At 70.4% G+C, this 26,384-nt stretch carries 17 protein-coding genes and 2 pseudogenes; 16 read left to right on the top strand and 3 right to left on the bottom strand.

The window, feature by feature from the left end; genetic code table 11:
• Positions 1–28: 28 nt before the first annotated feature.
• Positions 29–856 (bottom strand): annotated as a pseudogene (locus ACIPM1_RS18000) (RNA-guided endonuclease InsQ/TnpB family protein); the annotation flags it as partial.
• A gap of 56 nt (positions 857–912) precedes the next feature.
• Here ACIPM1_RS18000 and ACIPM1_RS17995 point away from each other — a divergent pair.
• The 7 genes from ACIPM1_RS17995 (at position 913) to ACIPM1_RS17965 (ending at position 10,730) form a co-directional block, all read left to right on the top strand.
• Entirely contained in the window at positions 913–1,836 is a 924-nt protein-coding gene (locus ACIPM1_RS17995) for a carbohydrate ABC transporter permease (protein WP_402435392.1), read from the top strand.
• A 304-nt stretch (positions 1,837–2,140) separates the two neighbouring features.
• Positions 2,141–3,340, top strand: a complete 1,200-nt coding sequence (locus tag ACIPM1_RS17990; RefSeq protein ID WP_356184222.1) for an ROK family transcriptional regulator — start codon at positions 2,141–2,143, stop codon at positions 3,338–3,340.
• A 133-nt stretch (positions 3,341–3,473) separates the two neighbouring features.
• Complete coding sequence (locus tag ACIPM1_RS17985; protein WP_356184534.1) at positions 3,474–4,574, top strand: substrate-binding domain-containing protein; 1,101 nt, start codon at positions 3,474–3,476, stop codon at positions 4,572–4,574.
• A 187-nt stretch (positions 4,575–4,761) separates the two neighbouring features.
• Entirely contained in the window at positions 4,762–5,553 is a 792-nt protein-coding gene (locus ACIPM1_RS17980; RefSeq protein ID WP_356184224.1) for an ATP-binding cassette domain-containing protein, read from the top strand.
• Positions 5,550–6,842 (top strand): ABC transporter permease subunit, encoded by a 1,293-nt coding sequence (locus tag ACIPM1_RS17975; protein ID WP_356184226.1) that lies wholly within the window; start codon positions 5,550–5,552, stop codon positions 6,840–6,842. Before ACIPM1_RS17980 ends, ACIPM1_RS17975 begins: the two co-directional genes overlap by 4 nt.
• A 278-nt stretch (positions 6,843–7,120) precedes the next feature.
• Positions 7,121–9,049 carry a 1-deoxy-D-xylulose-5-phosphate synthase gene (gene dxs / locus ACIPM1_RS17970; RefSeq protein ID WP_356184228.1) on the top strand — a complete coding sequence of 643 codons (1,929 nt, stop codon included), beginning with the start codon at positions 7,121–7,123 and terminating at the stop codon, positions 9,047–9,049.
• Between the two features lie 157 nt (positions 9,050–9,206).
• On the top strand, positions 9,207–10,730 hold the full coding sequence (locus ACIPM1_RS17965; protein WP_402435387.1) for an amino acid permease: 1,524 nt from the start codon (positions 9,207–9,209) through the stop codon (positions 10,728–10,730).
• A gap of 165 nt (positions 10,731–10,895) precedes the next feature.
• On the opposite strand, the gene ACIPM1_RS17960 is transcribed toward ACIPM1_RS17965, so the two are convergent.
• Positions 10,896–11,282, bottom strand: coding sequence for an NTP pyrophosphohydrolase (locus ACIPM1_RS17960; protein WP_402435384.1), 387 nt, complete (start codon positions 11,280–11,282; stop codon positions 10,896–10,898).
• 636 nt (positions 11,283–11,918) lie between these two features.
• Here ACIPM1_RS17960 and ACIPM1_RS17955 point away from each other — a divergent pair.
• From ACIPM1_RS17955 to ACIPM1_RS17945, 3 genes and pseudogenes are all read left to right on the top strand, one after another.
• A pseudogene (locus ACIPM1_RS17955) lies at positions 11,919–13,073 on the top strand (poly-gamma-glutamate synthase PgsB); the annotation flags it as partial.
• Complete coding sequence (locus tag ACIPM1_RS17950) at positions 13,070–13,552, top strand: poly-gamma-glutamate biosynthesis protein PgsC/CapC (protein WP_402435380.1); 483 nt, start codon at positions 13,070–13,072, stop codon at positions 13,550–13,552. The pseudogene ACIPM1_RS17955 and the gene ACIPM1_RS17950, both read left to right, overlap by 4 nt.
• 36 nt (positions 13,553–13,588) lie before the next feature.
• Positions 13,589–14,650, top strand: a complete 1,062-nt coding sequence (locus ACIPM1_RS17945; RefSeq protein ID WP_402435377.1) for a C40 family peptidase — start codon at positions 13,589–13,591, stop codon at positions 14,648–14,650.
• A gap of 149 nt (positions 14,651–14,799) precedes the next feature.
• Here the strand turns inward: ACIPM1_RS17945 and ACIPM1_RS17940 are convergent, their stop codons facing one another.
• Entirely contained in the window at positions 14,800–15,909 is a 1,110-nt protein-coding gene (locus ACIPM1_RS17940; RefSeq protein WP_402435374.1) for an LCP family protein, read from the bottom strand.
• 228 nt (positions 15,910–16,137) lie between these two features.
• Here ACIPM1_RS17940 and ACIPM1_RS17935 point away from each other — a divergent pair, with 228 nt between their 5' ends.
• The 6 genes from ACIPM1_RS17935 to ACIPM1_RS17910 all read left to right on the top strand — a co-directional run bounded on the left by ACIPM1_RS17935 (position 16,138) and on the right by ACIPM1_RS17910 (position 26,333).
• Complete coding sequence (locus tag ACIPM1_RS17935; RefSeq protein ID WP_402435371.1) at positions 16,138–17,298, top strand: hypothetical protein; 1,161 nt, start codon at positions 16,138–16,140, stop codon at positions 17,296–17,298.
• A gap of 4 nt (positions 17,299–17,302) precedes the next feature.
• Positions 17,303–18,859: a hypothetical protein gene (locus ACIPM1_RS17930; protein WP_402435368.1), complete on the top strand. Its 1,557-nt coding sequence runs from the start codon at positions 17,303–17,305 to the stop codon at positions 18,857–18,859.
• Positions 18,860–19,122: 263 nt separating this feature from the next.
• Positions 19,123–20,292: a CDP-alcohol phosphatidyltransferase family protein gene (locus tag ACIPM1_RS17925; protein WP_402435365.1), complete on the top strand. Its 1,170-nt coding sequence runs from the start codon at positions 19,123–19,125 to the stop codon at positions 20,290–20,292.
• Positions 20,289–24,818 (top strand): glycosyltransferase, encoded by a 4,530-nt coding sequence (locus tag ACIPM1_RS17920; protein WP_402435363.1) that lies wholly within the window; start codon positions 20,289–20,291, stop codon positions 24,816–24,818. The genes ACIPM1_RS17925 and ACIPM1_RS17920 overlap by 4 nt, the downstream gene beginning before the upstream one ends.
• A complete protein-coding gene (locus ACIPM1_RS17915; protein WP_402435360.1) occupies positions 24,805–25,611 on the top strand; it encodes a rhamnogalacturonan acetylesterase in 807 nt (268 codons plus the stop codon). Before ACIPM1_RS17920 ends, ACIPM1_RS17915 begins: the two co-directional genes overlap by 14 nt.
• A complete protein-coding gene (locus ACIPM1_RS17910) occupies positions 25,608–26,333 on the top strand; it encodes an Ig-like domain-containing protein (protein WP_402435357.1) in 726 nt (241 codons plus the stop codon). Before ACIPM1_RS17915 ends, ACIPM1_RS17910 begins: the two co-directional genes overlap by 4 nt.
• The last annotated feature ends 51 nt before the right edge of the window (positions 26,334–26,384 follow it).

The following is a 26,384-nucleotide window of genomic DNA, read 5'->3' as shown; positions in this document are numbered from 1 at the left end:
CCTCCCCCTCCTGCAGGAGGGGGGATTCCTACGGCTCGCGCCGTAGGGCTTCCTGCTTCATCGCCGACTGCCCGCCCGGAGTGCTCCGTTGAGGTCTTACACCGGCTCCACAGGCCGACACCGCCAGCCCGGCGGTCAAAATGTTGCGTGCCGCGTTCACGTCGCGGTCATGCCTGGTGCCGCAGTCGCACGTCCAGGTGCGGACGTGCAGCGGCATCCTGCCCTGCAAGGCTCCACAGGTGGAGCACAGCTTGCTGGACGGGAACCAGCAGTCGACCACGATCACTTCGCGGGCGTACCAGGCAGCTTTGTACTCCAGCATGCTGCGGAATGCCGACCAGGCGGCGTCGGAGATCGCCCGGGACAGGCTGCGGTTCTTGAGCATGTTCCGGACGGCGAGATCCTCGATCACGACCACTTGGTTTTCGCGGACGAGCCGAGTAGTGAGCTTGTGCAGATGGTCCCGCCGCCGGTCGGCAATGCGGGCATGGACGCGGGCCGCCTTGCGGCGGGCCTTTTCCCGATTCGCCGAGCCCTTGACCTTCCGCGACAGTTCCCGCTGCGCCTTGGCCAAGCGGGCGCGGTCGCGCCGTTCATGCCTCGGGTTGGCGATCTTCTCCCCGGTGGACAGGGTCAGCAGGTGGTCCAGCCCAGCGTCTACGCCGACAGCGGTTCCGTTCGGCGGGAGCGGCTGCACGCCTGGGTCCTCGACGAGCATCGAGACGAACCAGCGCCCGGCCAGGTCCTGGGACACGGTCACGGTGGAGGGGGCCGCACCCTCGGGGAGGGGACGCGACCAGATGATGTCCAGCGGCTCCGCCATCTTCGCCAGCGTCAGCTTCCCGTCACGGAAGCGCGCTTCGTTTCCTCTCCCCGGCCTGAAGGCCGGGGTCTCCGCGAAGGAGGGAACCGATGAAAACGACCGAGACCCCCGCCCCCGTTCCGGCCGAGTCCGGAATCACCGTCGCGAAGATCGAGACGGTGGCGCCGAAACCGCGCCCGGAGAAACGGGAGGGCGGCGTACTCAATGTCTTCTCGCACGGCATTCTCGTCATCTGGGCGATCATGGTGGTCACGCCGCTGGTGTGGGCGGTGATGACGTCCTTCAAGGACGACAGCTCCATTTTCGGCTCGCCCTGGTCGCTGCCGGACAAACTCCACTTCGACAACTGGGCGCGGGCGTGGACCGACGCCAATATGAGCGACTACTTCCTGAACACCGTCCTGGTGGTGGGCGGGTCGCTCATCGGCACCCTGGTACTGGGGTCCATGGCGGCCTATGTACTGGCCCGGTTCGACTTCCCGGGCAATCGCTTCATCTACTTCCTGTTCATCGGCGGCATGAGTTTCCCGATCATGCTGGCCCTGGTGCCCCTGTTCTACGTCGTGAACAACATGGGCCTGCTCAACACGATCCACGGGCTGATCCTGGTCTACATCGCCTACTCGCTGCCCTTCACGGTGTTCTTCCTCACCGCGTTCTTCCGGACCCTGCCCACCTCGGTGGCCGAGGCGGCGTTCGTGGACGGGGCCTCGCACACCCGGACGTTCTTCCAGATCATGCTGCCGATGGCGAAGCCCGGGCTGATCAGCGTGGGGATCTTCAATTTCCTCGGCCAGTGGAACCAGTACATGCTGCCGACGGTGCTCAACACCGACCCGGACAAGCGGGTCCTCACCCAGGGGCTGGTGCAGCTCGCCGTCAGCCAGGGCTACAAGGGCGACTGGTCCGGCCTCTTCGCCGGCCTGGTGATGGCGATGCTCCCGGTCCTGGCGGCCTACATCATCTTCCAGCGCCAGGTGGTCCAGGGCCTGACGGCGGGCGCCCTGAAGTAGCCCGGGCCGGCCTCCGGCACCAGGCTGCGCCGGTCCGGGGCCGCCCGGGGTCCCACCGGCCCGAGCGGCCCGTGCCCCCGGCCTTCTCCCGCCCGCGCACCGCGCCGGCCCGCGGTCACGGCGCCCCGCGCCCCGCGCCCGGTCACTCCCCAGAGGGTGGCCGGGCGCGGGGCGCAAGTGTGTCCAAGGACCCGGAAACGGCTCAACCTCTTGACGGGAGGCAACCCGAACGGCTCAGCTTAGAGTTCACTAGTTGGACATAGACGGGGCCTCGCCGAAGCGGCCCCGCGCTCAGGAGGTCGTCGTGGAGACTCCAGGGTCGCAGTCGTCGCTGCACCGAGCCAACCTGGAGCGGGTGGTACGTGCAGTGCGCCTGGCCGGATCCCTCACGCAGGCGGAGATCGCGAGGACCACGGGGCTGTCCGCGGCGACGGTCTCCAATATCGTGCGCGAGCTGAAGGACGGCGGAACGGTCCAGGTCACGCCCACCTCGGCGGGCGGCCGCCGGGCGCGCAGCGTGTCCCTGAGCGGGGACGCGGGCATCGTCATCGGCGTCGACTTCGGACACACCCATTTGCGGGTCGCGATCGGGAATCTCGCCCATCAGGTGCTGGCCGAGGAGGCCGAGCCGCTGGACGTGGACGCCTCCTCGACCGAGGGCTTCGACCGGGCGGAGGTGCTGGTCAACCGCCTGATCGCGGCGACCGGGGTCGACCGTTCCAAGATCGCCGGCGTGGGCCTGGGCGTCCCCGGACCGATCGACGTGGAGTCGGGCACCCTCGGCTCCACCGCCATCCTGCCGGGCTGGACCGGCATCAAGCCCGCCGAGGAGCTGCGGGGGCGGCTCGGCGTGCCGGTGCACGTGGACAACGACGCCAACCTCGGCGCCCTCGGCGAGCTGGTCTGGGGCAGCGGCCGGGGGGTGAAGGACCTGGCCTACATCAAGATCGCCAGCGGCGTCGGCGCCGGCCTGGTCATCGACGGCAAGATCTACCGGGGCCCCGGCGGCACGGCGGGTGAAATCGGGCATATTACCCTTGATGAATCCGGCCCCGTCTGCCGCTGCGGAAACCGGGGCTGCCTGGAGACCTTCACGGCCGCCCGGTACGTGCTGCCGCTCCTCCAGTCCAGCCATGGCACCGACCTCACGATGGAAGGCGTCGTACGGCTGGCGCGGGACGGTGACCCGGGCTGCCGTCGGGTGATCGCCGACGTCGGCCGTCACATCGGCAGTGGAGTCGCCAACCTCTGCAACCTGCTGAACCCGAGCCGGGTCGTGCTCGGCGGTGATCTCGCCGAGGCCGGTGAGCTGGTGCTCGGGCCGATCAGGGAGTCCGTCGGCCGCTACGCCATTCCCAGCGCCGCACGCCAACTCTCCGTCCTCCCGGGGGCCCTTGGCGGCCGTGCGGAGGTGCTCGGGGCGCTCGCCCTCGCGCTCAGCGAGATGGGCGATTCGACCCTTTTGGATGGCACGCTGCCCATGGCCGCTCCTGCCTTCACTTAGAGAACGGATGGCACCGTTGCCATCTCGTTAAGGATTTACTTCTTGACGTCGCACGTGTGGCCGAGTTGACTTCCAGCCACCTCGGCCGCAACGACGCGGCCTCGTCAGGGAGGTTTGTGAAGTGAACACGCGTATGCGTCGTGCGGCCTTTGCCGTTGCTGCTGGTGCGATGGCCGTCTCGCTTGCTGCCTGTGGCAGCGCCAAGGAGTCCGGTGGCGGCTCCAAGTCGTCCTCGGGTGCGAAGAAGGGCGACGACATCAAGGTCGGTCTGCTCCTTCCGGAGAACCAGACCGCGCGCTACGAGAAGTTCGACCGCCCGCTGATCGAGAAGAAGGTCGCGGAGCTCACGAACAACAAGGGCAAGGTCGTCTACGCCAACGCCAAGCAGGACGCCAGCCTGCAGAACCAGCAGGTCGACACCATGATCACCAACAAGGTGGACGTGCTGATCGTCGACGCCGTGGACGCCGCCGCCATCAAGAACTCGGTGCAGAAGGCCAAGGACGCGGGCATCCCGGTCGTCGCCTACGACCGCCTGGCCCAGGGCCCGATCGACGCCTACACCTCGTTCGACAACGTGACCGTCGGCAAGACCCAGGGCGAGGCGCTGCTGAAGGCGCTCGGCTCCAAGGCCAAGTCCGGCAAGATCGTCATGATGAACGGTTCCTCCACGGACCCGAACGCCGCGCAGTTCAAGCAGGGCGCCCACTCCGTGCTCGACGGCAAGGTGAACGTCGGCAAGGAGTACGACACCAAGGAGTGGAAGCCGGAGAACGCCAACTCCAACATGGAGGGCGCCATCTCCGCCATCGGCAAGAAGAACCTCGTCGGCGTCTACTCCGCCAACGACGGCATGGCCGGCGGTATCATCACCGCCCTCAAGGCCGCCGGCCTCTCCAACATCCCGGTCACCGGCCAGGACGCGGAGCTCGCGGGTGTCCAGCGCATCGTCGCCGGTGAGCAGTACATGAGCGTCTACAAGCCGTACGCCCCCGAGGCCGAGGCCGCCGCCACCATGGCCGTCGACCTGGCCCAGGGCAAGGCGCTCGACTCGGTCGCCAAGGACAAGGTCGACAGCCCCACCACCAAGGGCGTCCCGTCGGTCCTGGTCCCGGTCACCTCGCTGACCAAGGACAACATCAAGGACACCGTCATCAAGGACGGCGTCTACACCGCCGGCGACATCTGCACGGCCCAGTACAAGAAGGCCTGCGACAAGATCGGCCTCAAGTAAGCAGCCGCACGCGCCTTTCCCTCTAGGCGGATTCGTTCTTGAATCCCCCTGACGGGACGACGGCGCACCCCAAGGCTCCTCCGGCGCCCCGCCATCAGACAGCCCCGCAAGCTCGTGCGGGGCGCCGGACGGAACTCTCCCCCATACTCTTCTGCACAACCTCCCGCCGGGTCAGGCGGCGAAGGAGATGGTTCACGTGTCCGCTACGCCCGTGCTGGCGTTGCGCGGGGTCTCCAAGCGGTTCGGTGCCGTCCAGGCGCTCACCGACGTAGAGCTTGAGGTCCACGCCGGTGAGGTGGTCGCCCTGGTCGGCGACAACGGCGCCGGAAAGTCCACGCTGGTCAAGACGATCGCCGGCGTGCACCCCATCGATGAGGGCGCCATCGAATGGGAAGGCAAGTCCGTCCAGATCAACAAGCCGCACGACGCCCAGAACCTGGGCATCGCGACGGTGTACCAGGACCTCGCGCTGTGCGACAACATCGACGTCGTCGGCAATCTCTACCTGGGCCGGGAGCTCCGCCAGTACGGCGTCCTGGACGAGGTCGAGATGGAGCGCCGCTCCCGCGAGCTGCTGGACCAGCTGTCCATCCGCATCCCCAGCGTCCGCATCCCGATCGCCTCGCTCTCCGGCGGTCAGCGCCAGGTCGTGGCCATCGCCCGCTCCATGCTCGGCGAGCCCAAGCTGGTCATCCTCGACGAGCCCACCGCCGCGCTCGGCGTCGAGCAGACCGCCCAGGTCCTCGACCTGGTGGAGCGGCTGCGGGAACGCGGCCACGCCGTGATCCTCATCAGCCACAACATGGCCGACGTGAAGGCGGTGGCCGACAAGGTGGCCGTCCTGCGCCTGGGCCGCAACAACGGCGTCTTCGAGGTCAAGTCGACCTCGCAGGAAGAGATCATCTCCGCCATCACCGGCGCCACGGACAACGCCGTGACCCGTCGTGCGGCGCGCACCAATGGGGAGATCAAGAAGTGAGCATCGACAAGACCTCCGCGTCCCCCGAGGACACGGTCGTGGAGAACCCCGAGGCGGCACGCGGCTCCGACGTCGCCGTAGACCCCCGCCTGCTGGTGCGCGAACAGGGCTTCGCGGGCTACCTCACCGAGTTCAAGCGGAAGATGAAGGCCGGTGACCTCGGCTCCATCCCGGTCGTCCTCGGTCTGGCCATCATCTGGATCATCTTCCAGAGCCTGAACTCCAACTTCCTCACCGCGGGCAACCTCTCCGACATCTCCGTCGCCATGGTCGGCACGGGCATGATCGCCGTCGGCATCGTGTTCGTCCTGCTGCTCGGCGAGATCGACCTGTCGGTCGGTTCGGTCTCCGGTGTGGCGGGCGCCAGCTTCGCGGTGCTGAACGTCACCAACGGCATGAACGAGGTGCTGGCCTTCGTGCTGGCCATCCTCACCGGTACGGTCGCGGGCGCGATCCACGGCTTCTTCTTCGCGAAGATCGGTGTGCCGGCGTTCGCGGTCACCCTGGCCGGTCTGCTGTTCTGGAACGGCTTCATGCTCAAGATCCTGGGCGACAACGGCACGATCAACCTGAACAGCGACGGCCTGGTGGCCAAGCTGACCAGCTACTACTTCTCCGACGTGGCCGCCGCCTACGGCCTGGCCATCGCGGTGACCGTGCTGTTCTTCCTCAGCTCCTTCTTCGGCAACAAGCGCCGCGAGGCCGCCGGTGTGCCCTCCCGGCCGCTGAGCGAGACCATCCTGCGCACCGCGCTGCTGGCCGTGGTCGCCTTCGCCGCGGCGATCGTCTTCAACCAGTACAAGGGTCTGCCGCTGGCCGTGGTGATCTTCGTCGGCATGCTGATGATCACCGACTTCGTCCTGCGCCGCACCGCCTACGGCCGGAAGATCTTCGCGCTCGGCGGCAGCGTCGAGGCCTCGCGCCGTGCCGGTATCAACGTCGAGATGGTCCGGATCTCGGTCTTCGCGATCTCCGGCACCTTCGCCGCCATCGGCGGTCTGTTCATCGCCTCCAAGATCGCCTCGGCGAACCAGGGAGCCGGTGGCGGTGACCTGCTGATGAACGCGATCGCGGCGGCCGTGATCGGCGGCACCTCCCTCTTCGGCGGTCGGGGCCGCACCTGGAACGCGCTCCTCGGCGTGCTGGTGATCGTCTCGATCCAGTACGGCCTCGCCCTGGAGGGCATCGCCTCGCCGGTCCAGTACATGATCACCGGTGGCGTGCTGCTGGCGACCGTCGTCATCGACGCGGTGACCCGCAAGACGCAGAAGACGGCCGGCCGCGCGTAGCGCCGCCGACCCAGGCCACTGTGCCCGGTACCAATGGCGGTACCGGGCACAGTCATGCCCGCACGGGCGTGTCCGTACGACCGTGCCCGCACGGCGCGGCCGGGCCCGCGCCGTGCGGGCACGCACCCGTGCCGTGCGGCCCCGCCGGGGGCCGTCCCCCGGGGCGGGGCCGTTCGCGTGACTCAGGACGCACGGCCCGGACACCGGGCGCTCGGGCGGAACATTAGACTCGACAAGCCCGGCAACAGCTCGATCAGCTCTACTGCAAGGAGGCACGGGTGCCGCTGCTGACCCGCATCACGGGACCGCGCGATCTGGACCGGCTCAGCCTGGAGGAGCTGGACCAGCTGGCAGAGGAGATCCGGACCTTCCTCGTCGACGCCGTCGCGAAGACCGGCGGCCACCTCGGTCCCAACCTCGGTGTCGTGGAGCTGACCATCGCCCTGCACCGGGTCTTCCACTCGCCCAAGGACAAGGTGCTCTGGGACACGGGCCACCAGTCCTACGTGCACAAGCTGCTCACCGGCCGCCAGGACTTCTCCCGCCTGAAGATGAAGGGCGGCCTGTCCGGCTATCCCTCGCAGGCCGAGTCCGAGCACGACGTCATCGAGAACAGCCACGCCTCCACGGTCCTCGGCTGGGCCGACGGCATCGCCAAGGCCAACGAGCTGCTCCGGCGCGACAGCCACGTCGTCGCGGTCATCGGCGACGGCGCGCTGACCGGCGGCATGGCCTGGGAGGCGCTCAACAACATCGCCGACGCCAAGGACCGCCCCCTGGTCATCGTCGTCAACGACAACGAGCGGTCCTACGCGCCCACCATCGGCGGCCTCGCCAACCACCTGGCCACCCTGCGCACCACCGACGGATACGAGCGCTTCCTGGCCCGCACCAAGGACCTCCTGGAGCGCACCCCGGTCGTCGGCCGTCCCCTCTACGACACCCTGCACGGCGCCAAGAAGGGCCTGAAGGACTTCATCGCCCCGCAGGGCATGTTCGAGGACCTGGGCCTGAAGTACGTCGGCCCGATCGACGGCCACGACATCGAGGCCCTGGAGTCCGCGCTGGCCCGCGCCAAGCGCTTCGGCGGCCCGGTGATCGTGCACTGCCTCACCGAGAAGGGCCGCGGCTACCAGCCCGCCCTCCAGGACGAGGCCGACCGCTTCCACGCCGTCGGCAAGATCCACCCCGACACGGGCCTGCCGATCGCCTCCTCCGGCGCCGACTGGACCAGCGTCTTCGGCGACGAGATGGTCCGGCTCGGCGAGGAGCGGGCGGACGTCGTCGCCATCACCGCCGCCATGCTCCAGCCCGTCGGCCTCGACAAGTTCGCCAAGGCCTTCCCCGACCGGGTCTACGACGTCGGCATCGCCGAGCAGCACGGCGCCGTCTCCGCCGCCGGCCTCGCGCACGGCGGGCTGCACCCCGTCTTCGCGGTGTACGCCACCTTCCTCAACCGCGCCTTCGACCAGGTGCTCATGGACGTGGCGCTGCACAAGTGCGGCGTCACCTTCGTCCTGGACCGGGCCGGTGTCACCGGCACCGACGGCGCCTCCCACAACGGCATGTGGGACATGTCCATCCTGCAGGTCGTCCCCGGCCTGCGGCTGGCCGCCCCGCGCGACGCCGACCAGGTCCGCGCCCAGCTGCGCGAGGCCGTCGAGGTCGACGACGCGCCGACCGTGGTCCGCTTCTCCAAGGGCGCCGTCGGCCCCGCCGTACCCGCCGTGGGCCGCGTCGGCGGCATGGACGTGCTGCGCGAGCCGGGCACCGACCGGCCGGACGTCCTCCTGGTCTCCGTCGGCGCCCTCGCGCCGATGTGCCTGGAGATCGCCGGACTGCTCGACCGGCAGGGCATCTCCACCACCGTCGTCGACCCGCGCTGGGTCAAGCCCGTCGACGCGGCCCTGGCCCCGCTCGCCGACCGGCACCGGGTGGTCGTCACCGTCGAGGACAACTCCCGCGTCGGCGGTGTGGGCTCCGCGATCGCCCAGGCCCTGCGGGACGCGGGCGTCGACGTGCCGCTGCGCGACTTCGGCATCCCGCCGCGCTTCCTCGACCACGCCTCCCGCGCCGAGGTCATGGCGGAGATCGGCCTGACCGCGCCGGACATCGCCCGCCAGGTCACCGGACTGGTCGCCAGGCTGGACGGCCGGTTCGACCGGCCGACCGCGGACGTCGACGAGGTGCGGACCGCGCGCGACTGAGCCGCGGGCGCGGCCGCGACGGGACGCTCCGGGCCGGTTCCGCCACCCTTCAGCGGTGGCGGAACCGGCCCATCTGCGTGAACCTGCCTGTGCCGGGGCATACGCATCCCCAGCCCTCTCGATCATGTCGAGGACGACGCGCGTGGGAGGTAGGCCCGTGAGCAGTGCGCTCTTCAGGACGAAGAACGTCGAGCAGTCCATCCAGGACACCGAGGAGCCGGAGCACGCGCTCAGGAAATCCCTCTCCGCCCTCGACCTGACCGTCTTCGGCGTCGGGGTCATCATCGGCACCGGCATCTTCGTTCTCACCGGCAAGGTCGCCAAGGAGAACGCGGGCCCCGCGGTGTCCCTGGCCTTCGTCGTGGCGGCCGTGGTCTGCGCCCTCGCGGCGCTCTGCTACGCGGAGTTCGCCTCCACGGTCCCGGTGGCGGGGTCCGCGTACACGTTCTCGTACGCCTCCCTCGGGGAGCTGCCCGCCTGGATCATCGGCTGGGACCTGATCCTGGAGTTCGCGCTCGGCACGGCGGTGGTGGCGGTCGGCTGGTCGGGCTACATCCGCTCGCTCCTGGACAACGCCGGCTGGCACCTGCCCGCGTACCTGTCGGGCCGGGAGGGCGCCACGGGCTTCGGCTTCGACGTCCTGGCCGCCGCTCTGGTGCTGGTGCTCACCTGCATCCTCGTGCTCGGCATGAAGCTGTCCGCGCGCGTCACCTCGATCGTCGTCGCCATCAAGGTGGCCGTGGTCCTGCTTGTGATCATCGCCGGGGCGTTCTTCGCGACCAGCAGCAACTACAAGCCGTTCGTCCCGCCGACCCAGTCGGTGGCCGCCGAGGGCACTCTGAAGGCCCCGCTCATCCAGCTGATGTTCGGCTGGGCACCGGCCAACTTCGGGGTCATGGGCATCTTCACCGCCGCCTCGGTGGTCTTCTTCGCGTTCATCGGCTTCGACATCGTCGCCACCGCCGCGGAGGAGACCCGCCATCCGCAGCGCGACATGCCGCGCGGCATCCTCGGTTCGCTGCTCATCTGCACCGTCCTGTACGTGGCGGTGTCGATCGTCGTGACCGGCATGCAGAACTACAAGGACCTGTCGGTCGACGCCCCCCTCGCGGACGCCTTCAAGGCCGTCGGGCACCCCTTCTACGCCGGCCTGATCAGCTTCGGCGCCGCCATCGGCCTGACCACCGTGTGCATGATCCTGCTGCTCGGACAGAGCCGGGTGTTCTTCGCCATGAGCCGCGACGGGCTGCTGCCGCGCTTCTTCTCACAGGTGCACCCCCGCTTCCGGACCCCGCACCGCCCGACCATCCTGCTCGGCGTCATCATCGCGATCGTCTCGGGCTTCACCAGCCTGAGCGAGCTCGCCGAGCTGGTGAACATCGGCACCCTGTTCGCCTTCATCGTGGTGGCGATCAGCGTCCTCATCCTCCGCAGGACCCGCCCCGACCTGCACCGCGCCTTCCGCACCCCCTGGGTGCCGGTCATCCCGATCCTGTCGGTGTGCGCCTCGCTGTGGCTGATGCTGAACCTGCCCGCCGAGACCTGGCTGCGGTTCGCGATCTGGATGGTGATCGGCTTCGCCGTCTACTTCCTCTACGGCCGCACCCACAGCCGGCTCGCCCGTGGCGAGGCCGCCGCGACCGGCGAGACCACCAGGCCGGGCAGCGACACGACGCCGTAGGCCACGACGCCGGTGGGCGCGCGGCGGCCGACACGGGCAGGGGAAGGCCGGAGGCCCGCCCGCGGGCCTCCCGCTTCGTTCACCCGCCCCCGTACCGCACGCGACCCGGTCACCTCGGCGCCCAGCGCCTTCACCCGGACCGGGCGATGGGGCCTCCCGCCCGGCTCACTCGCGCCCGCGCACCGCGCGCGGTCCGGTCACCTCGGCGCCCAGCTCCGTCACCCGGCGCCGCAGCTCCCGGTCCGCCGTGACGACCAGGACGGCACGGTCGCCGGCCCGCTCGACCAGCTCGACCACGAGGTCGTCCCCGCTGCCGGGCGCCGCCTCGACCCGCACCCCCGGCACCGCCTCCACACCGCGTGCGGCGCCCTCGACCACGAGGACGATCTCGACCGGCCCGGACAGCTCCGGCACACCGTCCGCCGCCAGCCGGTCCCGCAGCCGCTCCGCCGCGCCCCTGCGATCCCGCCACCACCCGTCGGGCACCGACCCGACGACATTGGCGCCGTCGACGATCACGAGCGGGGGAGTGCTGCCACTGTCCTCGACCATGGCCCCAGCCTGGCACGCCCCGCCTCGCGCCCGCCCGAGTGGGTCCCCTCCCCGCACCTCTTCCTGCGCCGGACCGGGCCCCACGTGGCCGCCCGGCGTCACGCCCCCGCGCCCACCGCCCCGTGACCGTGTCCACCGCTGTCACCGCCCGCCCCATCCGGGCCGCGTCGTCGCGTATCGCGTGGGCGAACTCGACGTGCAGGAAGGGGAGGTCGTCGCTGTCGGCCCGGCCGCCCTGCACGTTCTCGTGGCCCTCCAGCGGGCAGGAGCGGGCCCAGGCGCGGCACACCGCGAAGCCCTTCGCGCGCAGCGCGTCCGCGAGTCGGCGGCCGTCGTCGCGGCCCGCCGTCCCGCGGCCGGTGGAGGCGACGACGTCGTAGCCGGGGGCGGAGTCGTCGGCGAAGCCGTGCACCTGGATGCCGGGCAGCCGGCGCCGGGCCAGCTCGTCGCACACCGCGTCGAAGACGGTGTCCCGGCGGTGCGCCACGTCCGCCGCGTCCCCGCGTCCGGCTTTGCGATGTGCTCCCGCAATGACGAGGATGCCGCCCGGGGAGCCGCGCAGGACGCCGACGCCGAGCTGCTCGGTGCCCTGGTCGGCGACCGGGTGCGGGACCTGGACCGACCAGCGCGCGCGGTGGTCGATGCGTCACCGCGGAGAAGGACCGTTTCCACATCCTCCAGGAGGAGGCGGACGCCCGGAACTGCGAGCTGATCTACGCCGACCCCGAGACGGTCAGCGACGAGGAGCTGCGCGGCTTCAGCTGGTTCACCTTCAAGGAGAACGTCGCCATCGCGCTCGCCGTCGCCGAACTGCTCGGCGTCGAACGCGAGACGGCCCTGCAGGGCATGTACGACGCGCCGCCGGACCCCGGCGTGCTCTCCGTCGAGCGCTACCTCACCCACGACGACAAGAAGCTGCGCTTCGCCAACGTCTTCGCGGCCAACGACCCCGAGTCGACGCTGATGAACATCAACCAGCTCCTCGACCTCGGCGCCATCCACCGCCCGCTCAACGTCGTCATCAACTGCCGCCCCGACCGCGTCGAGCGCAACGGCCAGATGGGCGAGATCATCCCCGACCTCGACCCCGAGCAGGTCTTCGTCATCGGCCACCCGGCCAAGTCGGCCATCGACGCCATCCCGGCCGAGTACCGCGGCCGGGCCGTCGACCTCGGCGGCGACCGCCGCGACCCCGAGGAGTTCATGGCCGAACTGCTCGGCCGCCTCGGCCCTGACTCCTCCCTGGTCGCCATCGGCAACATCCACGGCCAGGGCGAGGTGCTCCTGGAGCACCTCGCCGAACTCCCGGCCGACGACAGCCCCGACGACTCGCCCACCGCCCCCACGGCCCCGGCCGGGCGCCCGGAGCCGGCCCGTCATCCCGAGCACGTCGAGACGATGCAGCTCTACGCGCCGCGCATCGACCCGTACCAGCCCTACTCGCAGGCGTACGAGTCCCGGTACGCGCAGGTCCGTCACGTCCCGGAGATCCCCCAGCAGCGCGAGGCCGCGCACCCGTACCAGGAGCCCGCGGTCCAGGGCGCGCCCGCCCGGCCGTACCCGCAGGACGCCTGGCCGCAGCAGCACCAGCACCAGGACCTGCCCCAGCACCAGGCGCAGCACCGGGACCAGGGCGGTCAGCAGCACCAGGGCGGGTACCGGCCCCAGCCGCGTAACCAGGGGCAGAACCCGTCCCAGGACCACCCGCGGGGCCTGTTCGAACCCCGCGTCCAGCCCACGCATCCCGCAGACGACCACCAGCAGTGGCACAGCCCAGGAGAGCAGCGTTGATCCCCTCCGTCCTCACCCCCGAGATCGCCGCGATCGGCATCGACCTGGGCCTGATGTTCTCGTTGATGTGCTACCTGACGACCAACCTGTCGCCGGGCGGCATGATCACGCCGGGCTGGCTCGCGCTGACCCTGATCGAGGACCTGCAGCGGGCGGCGCTGGTCGTCGGGGTGACCGTGCTGACGTACGTCACCACCCTGCTGCTGCAGAAGTTCGTGATCCTCTACGGCAAGCGGCTGTTCGCGGCCGTGGTGCTCACCGGCGTGCTCATCCAGGCCACCGTGATCATCGTGCTGCAGATGGAGTTCCCGCTGCTGTACGCCAACCAGACGCTGGGCTTCATCGTCCCGGGCCTGATCGGCTACCAGCTGGTGCGTCAGCCGAAGGGCGCGACGCTGCTGTCCACCGGCTCGGTCACCCTCGCCACCTACGTGGTGCTGACCGCCGGCATCCTCCTCGGCGCCCTGCCGTCCGCCTGAACCCGCCCGTCCTACCGCACACCTGGAGCCCCCACCATGCCGAAGCGCAAAGGCCGCCCCGTCGTCCACGCGGCGACGGTGCTGGCGCTGCTCGCGGGCAGCGCGTACTTCACCTACGAACTGCGCAAGGACGAACAGGCGAAGGTCCCGGCCGCGCAGACGGTCACCGACAACGCGGCCCTGAGGAACTCGGGCGGCAAGGCCACCGGCAAGCAGAGCTGGGAGCGCCTGAACAACCCGGCGCGCTCGGTGCTGCGCGACGCCGGGGGAGCGGTCGTCGCCACCTTCACCGACGGCGCCCGCACCGCCACCCTGAAGGGCCCCTCGCGCACCTTCGCCGAACCGGCCGCCACCACCTCGCGCGTCGTGACCGACGACTGGGTCCGCCTCATGCCCGAACCCTGGACCAAGGGCGCCGAGGACGAGCAGTGGTTCAAGGACTGGTTCAAGGAGTACTACGGCAGCCAGGAGGACGACATCTTCGCGATCGCCTTCCAGTACGTGCAGGGCGCGCCGGTCAAGAAGAACTCCTCGGGCGTCCCGTACGCCGGTGACGCGGTGTTCGGCCCGTTCAAGGCGGACGGCGTGGACCGCCTGGAGCAGAACGACTTCTACGACTACCTCGGCATCCCGTACACCTTCCGCAACGGCACCACCCTGTACCCGCGCAAGGAGCGCTACCGGGCGCTGGACTGCTCCGGCTTCATGCGGATGGTCTGGGGCTACCGCGCCCGCTATCCGCTGATGGCGTCCAACGCCCTGGGCGACGGGCTGCCCCGCACCGCCGACAGCATGGCCCGCTCCAAGGCCGGCGTCGACATCATCAAGCTCCAGGGCCCGTCCCCCTGGTACGTCCGCCCGACGAACATCGACGTCCTCCAGCCGGGCGACCTGCTGTTCTTCAAGATGGACCACCGCACCGGGAACCACATCGACCACGTCGGCCTCTACCTGGGCCTGGACTCCGAGGGCCACCGCGTCTTCGTCTCCAGCCGCAAGGAGGTCAACGGCCCCACGATGGGCGACAAGGGCGGGGCGTCCCGCATCGACGGCGACGGCTTCTACGCCGGGCTGTTCCGCAGCGCCAAGCGGCTGTGAGCCGGACCGGAACCGGCGGCGTGAGCGGGCGGGGCCGCGGCCCCGCCCCCACGCGCTCACGCTCGCGGTGACGGCCTCCCCGCCCGCCGCGAGGACGAGCGGGGGGCTCGCCCGGGGGGTGGGGGAGGCTCCAGGAGGGTCTTCGCCCCTCAGGACGCCGTGGCTCCGTGGGCCGGCGACTTCTTCGCCGACTCCGGAACGGCCTCGTCCTTGCGCAGGGCCTGCCACAGCCGGCCGGCCTGGGGCTGCGCGGCCACCACGCGGTTGGGGTCCCGGACGTCGTACTTCACCGGCAGCATGATCGTCTCCATGGTGGCCGGGTCGATGCCGTTGAGACTGCGGCCGAACTCCGCCAGCTTGCTGAGGGAGGCGAGGTCGGAGTCGGTGGTGAGCGCCTGGGTGAGGCTGTCGGCGATCGCGTAGGTCTTGGTGGGGCTGCCCAGCAGGTCCTGCTTCTTGATCTCGGACAGGAGCGCGGTCAGGAACTTCTGCTGCAGGGTGATGCGGCCGAGGTCGCTGCCGTCGCCGTAGCCGTAGCGGGTCCGCACGAACTTCAGTGACTGGGTGCCGTCGAGCCGGTGGGTGCCCGCCCCGAGCCGCAGCCCGCCCTTGTGGCCGTCTATCGGCTCGTCGAGGGTGACGGTCACCCCGCCTATCGCGTCCACCAGTTCCTTGAAGCCGGCGAAGTCGATCTCGACGTAGTGGTCCATGCGGATCCCGGACATCTTCTCCACCGTCTTCACGGTGCAGGCCGGACCGGCCAGTGAGTAGACGGAGTTGAACATGACGCGCTTCGCCGGGGGCAGCGTCTTGCCGTCGGACGTGGCGCACTCGGGGCGGTTCACCAGGGTGTCGCGCGGGATGCTGACGGCGACGGCCCTGCTGCGGCCCTCGGGTATGTGGATCACCAGGGCGGTGTCGGAGCGCGCCCCGGACACCCTGCCCGCGTCCAGCGCCGCGTTCGCCCCGGCCCGCGAGTCGGAACCCAGCACCAGGAGGTTCTGACCCGACGTCGGCAGCTTCTGCGGCCGGTCGTCGCCGATGGCCCTGTCGATGTCGACACCCTTGATGTTGGAGTCGAGATCGCTGTACAGCCAGTAGCCCACGCCACCGGCGGCCACGGCCAGCACGGCCAGGCCGATCAGGATCTTCCTTCCGACGCGGCGTCCGCCGGAGCGGCCGCCCCCCTTTCCTCGGCCGCCGGGGCGCCGGGACGGCGTGTCGGAGTCGGTGTGCTGGGGCGTCGAGACATGGCTCATCCTGTTTCGAGTCCTTGGCGGTCGTGCCCCGAAGGGCAGTGGCATATGGCGTGAGGACTCGGGTGGGGGGAGGAACCGGTCCGTGTGGTGCCCGATCGATCCCGCACTATAGGCATGAGATCGACTGATCCTGTACGAAAAGTGACGCATTTGTAAAGATGCAGCCACCAAATAGTATGCGGATCGCGAAGTTGACCGAAGACGGGTGGGGAAGGACGTGGACGAACCGTGGTGGTGAGCAGCGTGCGTGACCACGGCGGGCGAGAACTGCGTGCCGGGAAAGGGGAGTCGGAGGCGTCGGCCCCCGGCCGGTGGCGCGAAGTGCTCTCCGGACCCTGGCTGCTGCCCGGCCACGACGGCCGTCTGCTCGTGTACGCGCTCGTGGACCGGTCCGTGCTGCGCTGGACGGAGAGTGCGCAGGGCGGCGACCACTGGCTCGGCCCCGACATCCTGCCCGCGCCCGACGTCACCCGGCTCACGGTCGCCCAGGGGGGCAACCGCTACGTCCATCTCATAGGCCGCCAGGTACGTGAGAACGGTGACGGGAGCCTCACCGCCGAACTCGTCTACGCGATCCAGTACCAGGCGGGCCGCCCGATGAGCGAGTGGCGGACGCTGGGAAATCCGCAGCCCTCGCGCCCCCGCAGCGCACAGACGGGACTCCCGGCCGCGGCGGTGGACGCGGCGGGCGCACTGCACGTCTTCGCACCCACCGCCGAAGGGCGCGTCCTTCTCCGGCGCGAGGACGCCAAGGGGCGCTGGGAGCCGTGGCTGGACCTCGGGGTCACCGCCGCGCTGGACACCCCCGCGGCGGTGGCCACCACGAGCGGGCACGTCGCACTCCTCGCCCCCGCCCGTGCCGGCGCCTTGACCTGGTGTCAGCGCGGGCCGGACGCGCCGATGGAGCGCGGACACGACCTTCCGGTACTCGCCCTGCCCGGATCCGCGACCGGCCTGGAGACCTCCCCGGGCCGGGTCACCTGGTACCTGACCGATCTGCGAGGCGGCGGAATCGTCGCCGCGCGCCCGGGAGAGTGGCCCGTTCCACTCGGGGGCGATCCTGGCGACGGGCGGCACGCGGCGCTCACGACCGTCCTGGGTGGGCGGCCGTGCACGGTGCTCGCCCACCGCGACGCGGCCGGACGGATCATGCTGGGAGTCTGCGCCGCCGAGGACGAGCGCAACGGCGTCTGGTGGACCGACACGGGCACGACCTGCCTGGGCGACCCCGTGCTCGCCCGCGACAGCCGGGGCCGGGTCGCCGTCCTCGCCGTCGCCGCGGACGGCGGGCTGATTCTGGCGCGTCAGGCGAGCGGTCGGGAACTGGTGCTCGGCGACTGGATCCGCATAGGAACGAATCGGTGGCCGACGCCACACGTAGGGGTGTGAGCGCATGACACGCAGACCCGGAACCGGCGCCGTCGCCGCCCCGCACGAGGGTGGTGCGCATACGGTGGCTCTCGTCGTGCCCGAACCCGGGGACGCCGTGCCACTCGTCGCGCTGCAGCCGTCGGGTGCCCGGGTGGCCGTCGTCTGTCTGCGTCCGGGATCGAAGGGGGATCGAACGGCGCTTGACCGTGCCCTGGGCGTCGCCGCCGACCGCGGTTGCGCCGTGCGCGGCGGTGCCAAGGTGCTGGGCGCGGACGGCGACGAGGTGACCGCCCTGCTCGAGGCGTTGCGGGCCATCGGCCCGGAGCGTGTCCACACCCTGGACCCCGACCCCGCCCACACCTCCTTCCATCAGGCGAGCGGCACGCCGTCGTACGCCGTGCCGCCCACCCACGCCGAGGTCGCGGCGCACGCCCTCGCCGCGGCCCGGGCCCTGCAGGTGGAGACCGTGCGACCGGTGTCCGTGGACTGTCACCGAGAGGGGTCCGATCCGCGGCTCGGCGCCGCCGCCTGCCGGCGTCATCCCCTCCCCGTGCGCTGGCTCTCCGCCGGGTTCGACGGGCGCCTGACCGCCTTTCTGCCAACGGCCGCGGGTGTGCTGCGCCGGTTCGAGCGGGTGCCGGGCGGAGCGTGGAGCGACCCGGAACTCGTGGAGGGCGCCGGCTTGCTGCCGGGTCTGCTCGTGGTGCCCGATCCGTTCGGGCTGCCGCAGCTGTTCGCGCTGCGCAGGACCGTCCGCGGCGACGGCGAGGTGGACGTCGAGGTCGTGCACTCCGCCCAGTACCGCACGGGGGAGCCGCCGACTCCCTGGCAGTCCCTGGGCGGCCCGAACGCCGGCGACTGGCGCAAGGGACGTGAAGTCGGCTTCCCGGCAGCCGCGTTCGACGCGGCCGGCAACCTCTTCGTCTTTGTCCGCAACTTCGGCCACAGCATCAGTTACCGATGCCGGGCGGCCGACGGCACCCTCACGCCCTGGCGGCACCTCGGCGGCACCCGGGTCGCCGACGACCTCGTCGCCGTGACGGCTCCGCACGGCGGGGTCGAGGTCTACGGGCGGGCGCGCGACGATGCGGGCGTGGTGCGCTGGCACCCGGGTCCGGACGGCGAGTGGGCCGAGGACCGCACCCCTCCCTTGGCGCCGCGCCCCGGCAGCCTGACGCCGACCGCCGAGCCGGGCGCCGTTCTCTTTCGCGACCTGCGCACCAATGAGGCATGCGTGTGGCGTCCCGGCCTGCCTTCCCCCTGCCCCCTGGGAGACGCCGACGGCGCGGGCCCGTTGGCGGCGGTGTCCGGATGGGAGACGGACAGCCGGCCGTACACGGTGGTGGCCCGCGTCGGGCCGGGCGGCCTGGTCTCGGTGGGAGCCCATCCTGGCGGCCGCCCCGACATCGGCGTGCGGTGGCAGGACCTGGGAATGTCCTCGCACGGCGCGCCGGGCGCGGCGGTGACCCGCACCGGACGGCTCACCGTCGCCACCGCGACGCCCGGCGGACGGCTACTGGTCGCACAGCGCCTACCGCACCCGGGCGGCTTCGCCTTCGGCGCGCCGGCACCGGTCTGAGTCCGGCCGGGAGCGCCGCCTCCGGAGCCTTGCCGAGGCTTGTGAAAAGCGAAGCTCGCAAATGGTTGTACCGATAGGTGTGTGATGAAACTCCATGCTGCCCCTCGCTCAATTTCAGTCGACACTTAGTTGAACTATTGTTAAAGTTCTCGCGCTCATGTGGTGTTCCTGTGAAGACGCAGCGGCACTCGTGGGCTCCCCGGGGGTAGTGCCATCGAAGCCGCGGGGCATTTCTGTCCTGTCCTGTGTCCTTCTGAGGGGTTATGGCCAAGCTGTCGCTGCGGGCTGTCCAAAAACTGACCTGCAAGAAGCGCGATGCCTGGTGGACCGTCTTCCTGGTCGACCCCGTGGCGACCAGGATGCTGCTCCTGGTCGCCCGCTTTCGGTTCATCACGCCCAATCGCGTGACCTGGGCCGCTCTCTTCATAGGCCTGGGCTCGGCGGCCTTCTTCCTGAAGGGTGACCCCGGGTCCCTGCTCATCGGCGCACTGCTGTACCACCTGAGCTTCATCCTCGACTGCATCGACGGAAAGCTGGCCCGCCTCAAGGGCAACGGCACGGTGTTCGGCGGCTGGCTCGACTACGTCTTCGACCGCATACGCGTACTGTTCTGCGCCCTCGCCCTGATGGGCGGTCAGTTCCTGCGCACGGACGACGAGCGCTACCTGGTGGCCGCTCTGGGCGTGGTGTTCCTCGACATGCTGCGCTACGTCGACGCCCTCCAGATCTACAAGATGCGCATGTCGATGCGGGCCAAGATCGAGAAGGTCACCCTGGCGCGTGCGGAGGCCGAGCGCACCGAGCGTGAGGCCCGGGCCGCCGCCGAGGGTTCGCAGGTCGTGTTCATGGAGGACCTGCTGCGCGAGAACCCCGGCGCCTCCGCCGACGCCCTGCGCGCCGAGGCCGGCGAGGCCAACGTGGTCGACCTGCACGAGCAGTTCCGCGGCCAGTTCCCCTGGTACACCCGGGTCCGTCGGGCGATGCTGCGCACCCGGATCCGCCCCCATCTGATCAGCGGCATCGAGTTCCAGATGTTCATCTTCATCATCGGTCCGCTGATCGGCCGGATCCTGTGGACCACCGCGGTCTCGGCGACCCTGCTCATGCTCTTCGAGCTGGTCATCATGTACAAGTTCTGGCTCTCCACCCGCGACTTCACCCGCGTCATGGAGGAACTGAGCGTGGTCCCCGACACCGCCGGGACCATCGCCCCCCACCTGCACCGGGGCCGCCACCGCCGTGCCACCCAGGACGTCCTGCTCCACGACGAGCGCTACCAGGCGCCGGAGCCGGACGACGATCCCGGCTTCCGGCCCTATCCGCAGCCGCAGTACCTCGACGAGGTCGCGACGGCCCAGCCGGTCTTCACCGAGACCGTGCCCCTGCGCCGGGTCGAGATGCCGTGGCAGGACAGCGAGGGGCACCGCCGATGAGTGCACCGGCCGACCACGCCGCCCGCGACGGCGCCCCCGAGTACCCGAGCGCCTCCGCTCACGGCGACGCGATCTCCTACGTCGACCCCTCCGCGTACACCGTCACCGTCGTCGTCGCCGCGTTCAACGCGAGCGCCACCCTGGAACGGGCCCTTCGCTCGGCCCTGAACCAGACCCACCGCAACCTGGAGGTCGTCGTCGTGGACGACGCCTCCACCGACGGCACCCTCAGGGTTGCCGAGGGGTACGCGCGGAAGGACTCCCGCGTACGGATCGTCGCCCGGCCCGAGAACAGCGGCGGCGTCGGCGCCCCTCGCAACGACGGCATCGAGTGTGCCGCCGGCCAGTACGTGATGTTCCTGGACGCCGACGACGAACTGCCCCACAGGGCCTGCGAAGTGCTCCTCGCCTCGGCCCTGGCCACCGGCGCCGAGATCACCGCGGGACGGGCGCTCAGGATCAACCTGGGCAAGAACGAGACCACCGTCTGGCAGCCGCAGCTGTACGGCGCCGACCGCACCGTCCGGGGCGGCCTGACCGGCGCGCCCGAACTGTTCGAGGACCCCATCGCGGCGGCCAAGCTGTACCGCGTCGACTTCCTGCATCACCACGGCATCCGCTTCCCCGAGGGCGTGTTCTTCGAGGACACCTACTTCTCCACGGTCGCCGGTCTGTGCGCGCGGACCGTCACCCTGCTCGCCACCCCCGTCTACCGGTGGATGTGGGAGAGGGAGACGGACACCCCCTCCATCACCAACCGCCGCGGTGAACTGCGCAGCATCCGCGACCGGGTGCTGGTCCACCAGTGGGCCGACGAGTACCTCGCCCAGCACGGTGCGGGACACCTCGTCGCCCACAAGGCGGCGAAGTTCCTCTCGCACGACCTCCGGCTCTACACGCCCGAACTGCGTTCGGGGGACGACGCCTTCCGTGAGGGCTTCCTCAGGATCACCGGCCCGTACCTGCGCTCGCTCCCGGCCGAGGCCTACGACCTCTGCGGCCCGCTGGAGCGGGTGCGCGCCTTCGGGCTGATGCACGGCAGGGCCGACGTGGCGCTGTCCGTCGCCGACTACACCCAGCGGCGCAGCGTGCTCAGCTCCGACCTGGTGGAGCGGGACGGCAAGGTCTACTGGTCCGGCTCGCTGCTCGGGCGTCCGCACGCCGAGCGCTTCCTCGACGTCACCGACCTCGACCTGACCGGCAACGGCCTGGCCGACGCCCGGCTGTTCAACCAGGCGACCCGCGTGGCGATCCGCGACGGATCGCTCCACGTCACCGGCTTCATCCGCAACCAGTTCGGCAGGGTGCGCCCCAAGGACAAGGTCGAACTCACCGCCGTACTGCGCCGCCGCAGTCCCAGGACGGACCACACCTTCAAGGTCACCGGCGTCGAGGTCGACGAGGAGTACATCCGCTACCAGACCACCGTCGACCTGGACGCGACCATCGGCAGGTCCAGCCGGCCGGCCGTGTGGAACCTCTTCGTCCAGCTCCGGCACGGCGGCGAGCGCGCGACCACCACCGTGTGCGTCCGCGGCATCGATCCCGGCCGCGAGCGCTACGCCGGCGGCGAAGCGGCGTACGAGGTCTACGAGACCGTCAGCGGCAACCTCGCCCTGCGCCCGGAGACCGGCGAGCAGCCGGTGGAGACCGATCCGCGCGGCACCCCGTGGCTGTGGTGGGCGGACCGGACGCTGCCGGAGGTCGTCGCCCCGCGGGAGGGCTACCGCGCGGCCGTCGTCGTGCACTGCCACAACGACGAGTACAACCTGTACGAGTTCCTCAACTCGCTGGCTGCCCAGCGGGACTTCGAGCGCTTCCAGGTGATCCTCGTCGACGACGGGTCGACCGACTCCACCCCGGGGCGGCTGGCCTCCTTCGCCGCGCACTGCCCCAACACCACGGTCGTCACGCAGGTGGCCATGGGCATGCGCGCCGCCTTCGACCACGGACTGCGGTACGTGACGGCCCCGTACGTCATGTTCGTCCGCGCCCGTGACCTCCTCGGTGAGGACAGCCTCAGCCATCTGCTCCGCGCAGGCCATGCGGCCAAGGCCGACGTCGTCGTGGGGGACATCGACACCTTTCCCGGCCCTCGCCGGTACACCGACGCTCCCTGGAAGAGGTACTTCAAGGAGTCCACGGACGTGCAGCGGCTGGCCGACGCCCCGTACCTGATCTTCTCCACGAGCCTCGGCGCGAAGCTGCTGAGGACCCGGCTGGTGCGCGAGCACCGGCTGCGCTGCGGGGGCGGGCCGGGCCACGAGGACGCCTGGCTGACGGTACCCGCGCTGCTGCACGCCGATCGGGTGACCGTCGCGCCGCGGGCCACCGCCTACGAGCGCGAAGCGGACCACAGCGACTCCCTGTTCGACCTGCCGTGGAACGACGCCGTCAAGGCGCAGGAGCTCCTCCGGCTCTGCAGGCACCTCCTCGGGCGCACCGAGCGGCTCGACGCGCGCACCGCACGCCTCGTGCAGCGCTTCGTCGTGCGCACCTTCCAGCCCTATCTGCGCAATCTGAACCGCATCATGAGCAGGACGGAACTGGCCGCGGTCTTCCCCACGCTGCACGACGTCTACTTGCGGATTCCCGACGATCTGATCCTGCAGTACGCAGTCGCCCCGATGCCCCGCCTGCAGCACCACGCCGTGCGCACCGGGAACCTCGAACTGTTCTGCGCGCCCCATGTCACCCCGGAGTACCGGCCCTACCTCCACCTCGACGAGCAAGGCCTGTACCGCAGACTCACCGTCGACAGGGTCGATACGTCGTTGCTGCGGGTGGAACGCCAGAAGGTGCTCCTGGAGACCTGCCACATGGCAGCCGACAAGATCACCTTCGAGGGGCTGATGGTCCTGTCCGGCGTGGACATCTGCCACGCCTTCGCCAACCGTGTCGAACTCGTCCTCACCGACGGCCGCACGGAGCGGGCCCTCGCCGTCGAGCAGGTGTACCGGCGAGACCGCTGGCGCACCCGGAAGGAACAGGACCGGTACTCCGGCTGGCGCGCCGTCGCCCGCCCGGAGGACTTCGCGGAACTGAACAACCGGGACCTCGGACTGGTGCTGCGCGTCCACGACGGCGACAGGCACCTGGAGACGCCGGTCGACGCCCGTCAGATGCTGCACCGCTTCAAGGGCGTGCACCGCGCGGGCAGCGCCACGTGGGTCATGGCCATCGACGCCGACGAGCGGATCACCGTGCGCCGGGTCGCGGGGCGAATGCATCGGACCATCCACAAGATGAATCGTTTCTTTGGCGCGTTCCGGTCCGCGCTTCCCGGCCGGCCCGGCTGGCGCACCCGGCTGCTGTACTGGCTCTACCACCCCTGGCTGCGCCGCAAGGACATCTGGATCATCGGCGAGCGCGAGGACACCGCCCAGGACAACTCGTACCACCTGTTCACGTGGATCCGGCAGAACGAGCCGAAGCGCCGGGTCTACTACGCCATCAACCGCGACGCGGCCGACCGCGCCAAACTCGCCCCGCTGGGGCGGGTCCTGGACCGCCTGTCCTGGAAGTACCGGGTGTACCTCCTGCACGCCACCCGCCTCATCAACGCTTATGACCTGGAGGCCTACCTGGGTTTCCCGGGGCTGTCCAAGCGCGCCTTCCTCACCGGCTACGGCGACCTGCTGCGCTACAAGCGGGTCTTCCTGCAGCACGGCGTGGTCTACAACGACGTCGTGCGGTCCATCCACGCCCAGGTCACCAATGTCGACATGGTCCTCACCACCGGCCGCAGCGAGCGCGCCTACTACGCCGAGCACTGCGGCTACGGCTACGACCGGGTGGCGGCCACCGGACTCCCGCGGTTCGACGCCCTGGAGCCGGTGCCGGGCATTCGCCGCATCCTCGTCATGCCCACCTGGCGACGCGACATCGTGGCGCCCTCCTACAACAAGGCGGCCAAACCCGAGATCCCCTTCGCGGCCTCCGACTACTACCGGTTCTTCTCCGCCCTGCTCCGGGACGAGCGGCTGCTCAAGGCGCTTCAGTACCACCGCGTGGAGCTGGAGTTCATGCCGCACTACGAGATCCGGCCCTATCTCAAGCACTTCCGCATCGACCACCCCTCCATCACCGTTTCCACGACCGGCCGGGACGTGCAGTTGGCGATGCGCGAGTGCTCGATGCTCGTCACCGACTATTCGTCGGTCTTCTTCGACGTCGCCTACATGGGCAAGCCGATCGTCTACACCAACTTCGACGACGAGGCCTTCTACAGCAAGCACTACAAGCGGGGCTATTTCGACCTGGCCCGTGACGGCTTCGGCCCGGCCTGCGCCACGGTCGACCAGGCGGTGGACGAGATGGTCGCCTGTATGGAGCGCGGCTTCCAGGTCGAGCCGCACTACCGCAGGCGCGCCGAGGAGTTCTTCGTCCTCCGGGACACCCGCAACTGCGAGCGCGCCTTCGAGGTCATCGACACCATGGACGCGGAGGCGGCCGGCGACCCCGGCCCCCCGCCCGCCCCCCTGGTGATGGGTCGTCCGCAGGAGCACCAGGGTGCCTGGAACTGAGGCCGTGCCGGGCGTCAGAGTGTTCCTCGCCGGCGACTCCGCGGTGGCCGGCCGGCCCCGCAGCATGGCCCCCATGGCCGGCTGGGGTCAGGCGCTGCCGCTCTTCCTGCGTTCGGCCCGGGTGGTCAACGCCGCCCGCGCCGGGGCCAGTTCGCGCAGCTTCCTGGAACGCGGCCGACTCGCCTGGATCCTGGGGAACATCGCCTCGCAGGACCTGCTGCTGGTCTCCTTCGGCCTGATCGACATGAAACGGGCCGAGGGGCGCTTCACCGAACCCTTCCGCGACTACCAGCACTTCCTGCGCCGGTACGCGCACGGCGCCCGCGACCGGGGAGCCCACCCGGTCTTCGTCACCTGCCACGAGCGCCGCGTCTTCGACCGGCACGGCAACATGCTCCGGCCGCTCGGCCTGTACCCCTCGGCCATGCGGGAACTGGCCGCCGCCCTGTCCGTTCCGCTCATCGACCTGAACGAATGGAGCGTCGCCCAGTGGCGCCGCAAGGGTCCCGAGGGCACCCGGAACATCTTTTTGCACCTCGACCCCGGCGAGCACCCCAACTACCCCGAAGGCGTCGCGGACAACACCCACCTCCGGGTCCGCGGCGGACTGGAGTGCGCCCGCTTCGTGGCCCGCGAGATGCGGGCGCAGCGCCTGCTCACGCCGGAGCACTTCCGCGACCTCGACGCGGCCGTGCCGGAGGCGGCCGTGGACTTCCTCGACGACGACGTCGTGGAGCGCCTCACCAGGTCCCGGGTGGGCCTGCCACACGAGACAGGGATGGTCTCCTCATGAGCGACTGGTATCCGATCGCCCGCACCTGGGTGACACACCCCGAGGCCCCGCAGATCGGCGGGACGCTGGAGCTGTACGCCGACACCGATCCTTCGGCGCCCGTCGCGCCCGGTCAGAAGATCACGCTCACGCTGGCGGTCACCCCGACCGGCGGCGTGTACCGGACCTACGGCTATCTGCTCGACGACTTCCTCGGGCAGACCGCCCGCATGGTCCGCCACCGCGGCATGAGCCACCTCGCCAACGGCCGCTACGCCACCTACGCCAGCGACGCCGAGCCGCGCACCGTGACCTGTCTGCTCAAGATCAAGGACGACGCCCAGGAGGGCGCGGTGCTGCTGCCTCGTGTGGTGGTCGGCCTGGTGCCCACGCAGGGCGACCGCCTGATCTCGTCGTCGGCGGTCTCCGACGCGGGCTTCCGGGTACGGCGCCACTGGCTGCCCGGACAGAGCCTGAACCTGTATCCCGGAGGCCGCGCCACCCTGCCCGCGGGCCACACCCAGGCTCCCGGACTGCGGTTCATGGGCGTGAGCCTCGCGCAGTACGGCGCGGTCACCTGCCTGCCCGACGGCAGCGTCACCTATCAGGCGGACCCGGCACACGCCGGGTACGACCGCTTCGAGCTGGCCTTCGAGGGCGAGCTGGGCGAGCGGGTGTGGTCCGAGGTGACCGTGTGCGTCGGCGACTTCGGGGCCTCACCGGGCGCGCTCCCGTATCAGTAGGGAGCCCGCTCCGGCAGCGTCACCCCGGCGAGGAGCGCCGACAGCCGACCG

The organism is Streptomyces sp. NPDC086766, assembly GCF_044746005.1.
In the GTDB taxonomy this organism is placed as follows: domain Bacteria; phylum Actinomycetota; class Actinomycetes; order Streptomycetales; family Streptomycetaceae; genus Streptomyces.
Note: the sequence above shows the minus strand (reverse complement) of the source record. Positions and strands in the feature narration are given on the sequence as shown.

Coding starts and splice junctions, on each gene's coding strand:
- ACIPM1_RS17910 (WP_402435357.1), top strand. CDS start 25,608: ATGAGCGACTGGTATCCGATCGCCCGCACCTGGGTGACACACCCCGAG.
- ACIPM1_RS17995 (WP_402435392.1), top strand. CDS start 913: ATGAAAACGACCGAGACCCCCGCCCCCGTTCCGGCCGAGTCCGGAATC.
- ACIPM1_RS17945 (WP_402435377.1), top strand. CDS start 13,589: ATGCCGAAGCGCAAAGGCCGCCCCGTCGTCCACGCGGCGACGGTGCTG.
- ACIPM1_RS17980 (WP_356184224.1), top strand. CDS start 4,762: ATGGTTCACGTGTCCGCTACGCCCGTGCTGGCGTTGCGCGGGGTCTCC.
- ACIPM1_RS17925 (WP_402435365.1), top strand. CDS start 19,123: ATGGCCAAGCTGTCGCTGCGGGCTGTCCAAAAACTGACCTGCAAGAAG.
- ACIPM1_RS17940 (WP_402435374.1), bottom strand. CDS start 15,909: ATGAGCCATGTCTCGACGCCCCAGCACACCGACTCCGACACGCCGTCC.
- ACIPM1_RS17960 (WP_402435384.1), bottom strand. CDS start 11,282: ATGGTCGAGGACAGTGGCAGCACTCCCCCGCTCGTGATCGTCGACGGC.
- ACIPM1_RS17920 (WP_402435363.1), top strand. CDS start 20,289: ATGAGTGCACCGGCCGACCACGCCGCCCGCGACGGCGCCCCCGAGTAC.
- ACIPM1_RS17930 (WP_402435368.1), top strand. CDS start 17,303: ATGACACGCAGACCCGGAACCGGCGCCGTCGCCGCCCCGCACGAGGGT.
- ACIPM1_RS17985 (WP_356184534.1), top strand. CDS start 3,474: ATGCGTCGTGCGGCCTTTGCCGTTGCTGCTGGTGCGATGGCCGTCTCG.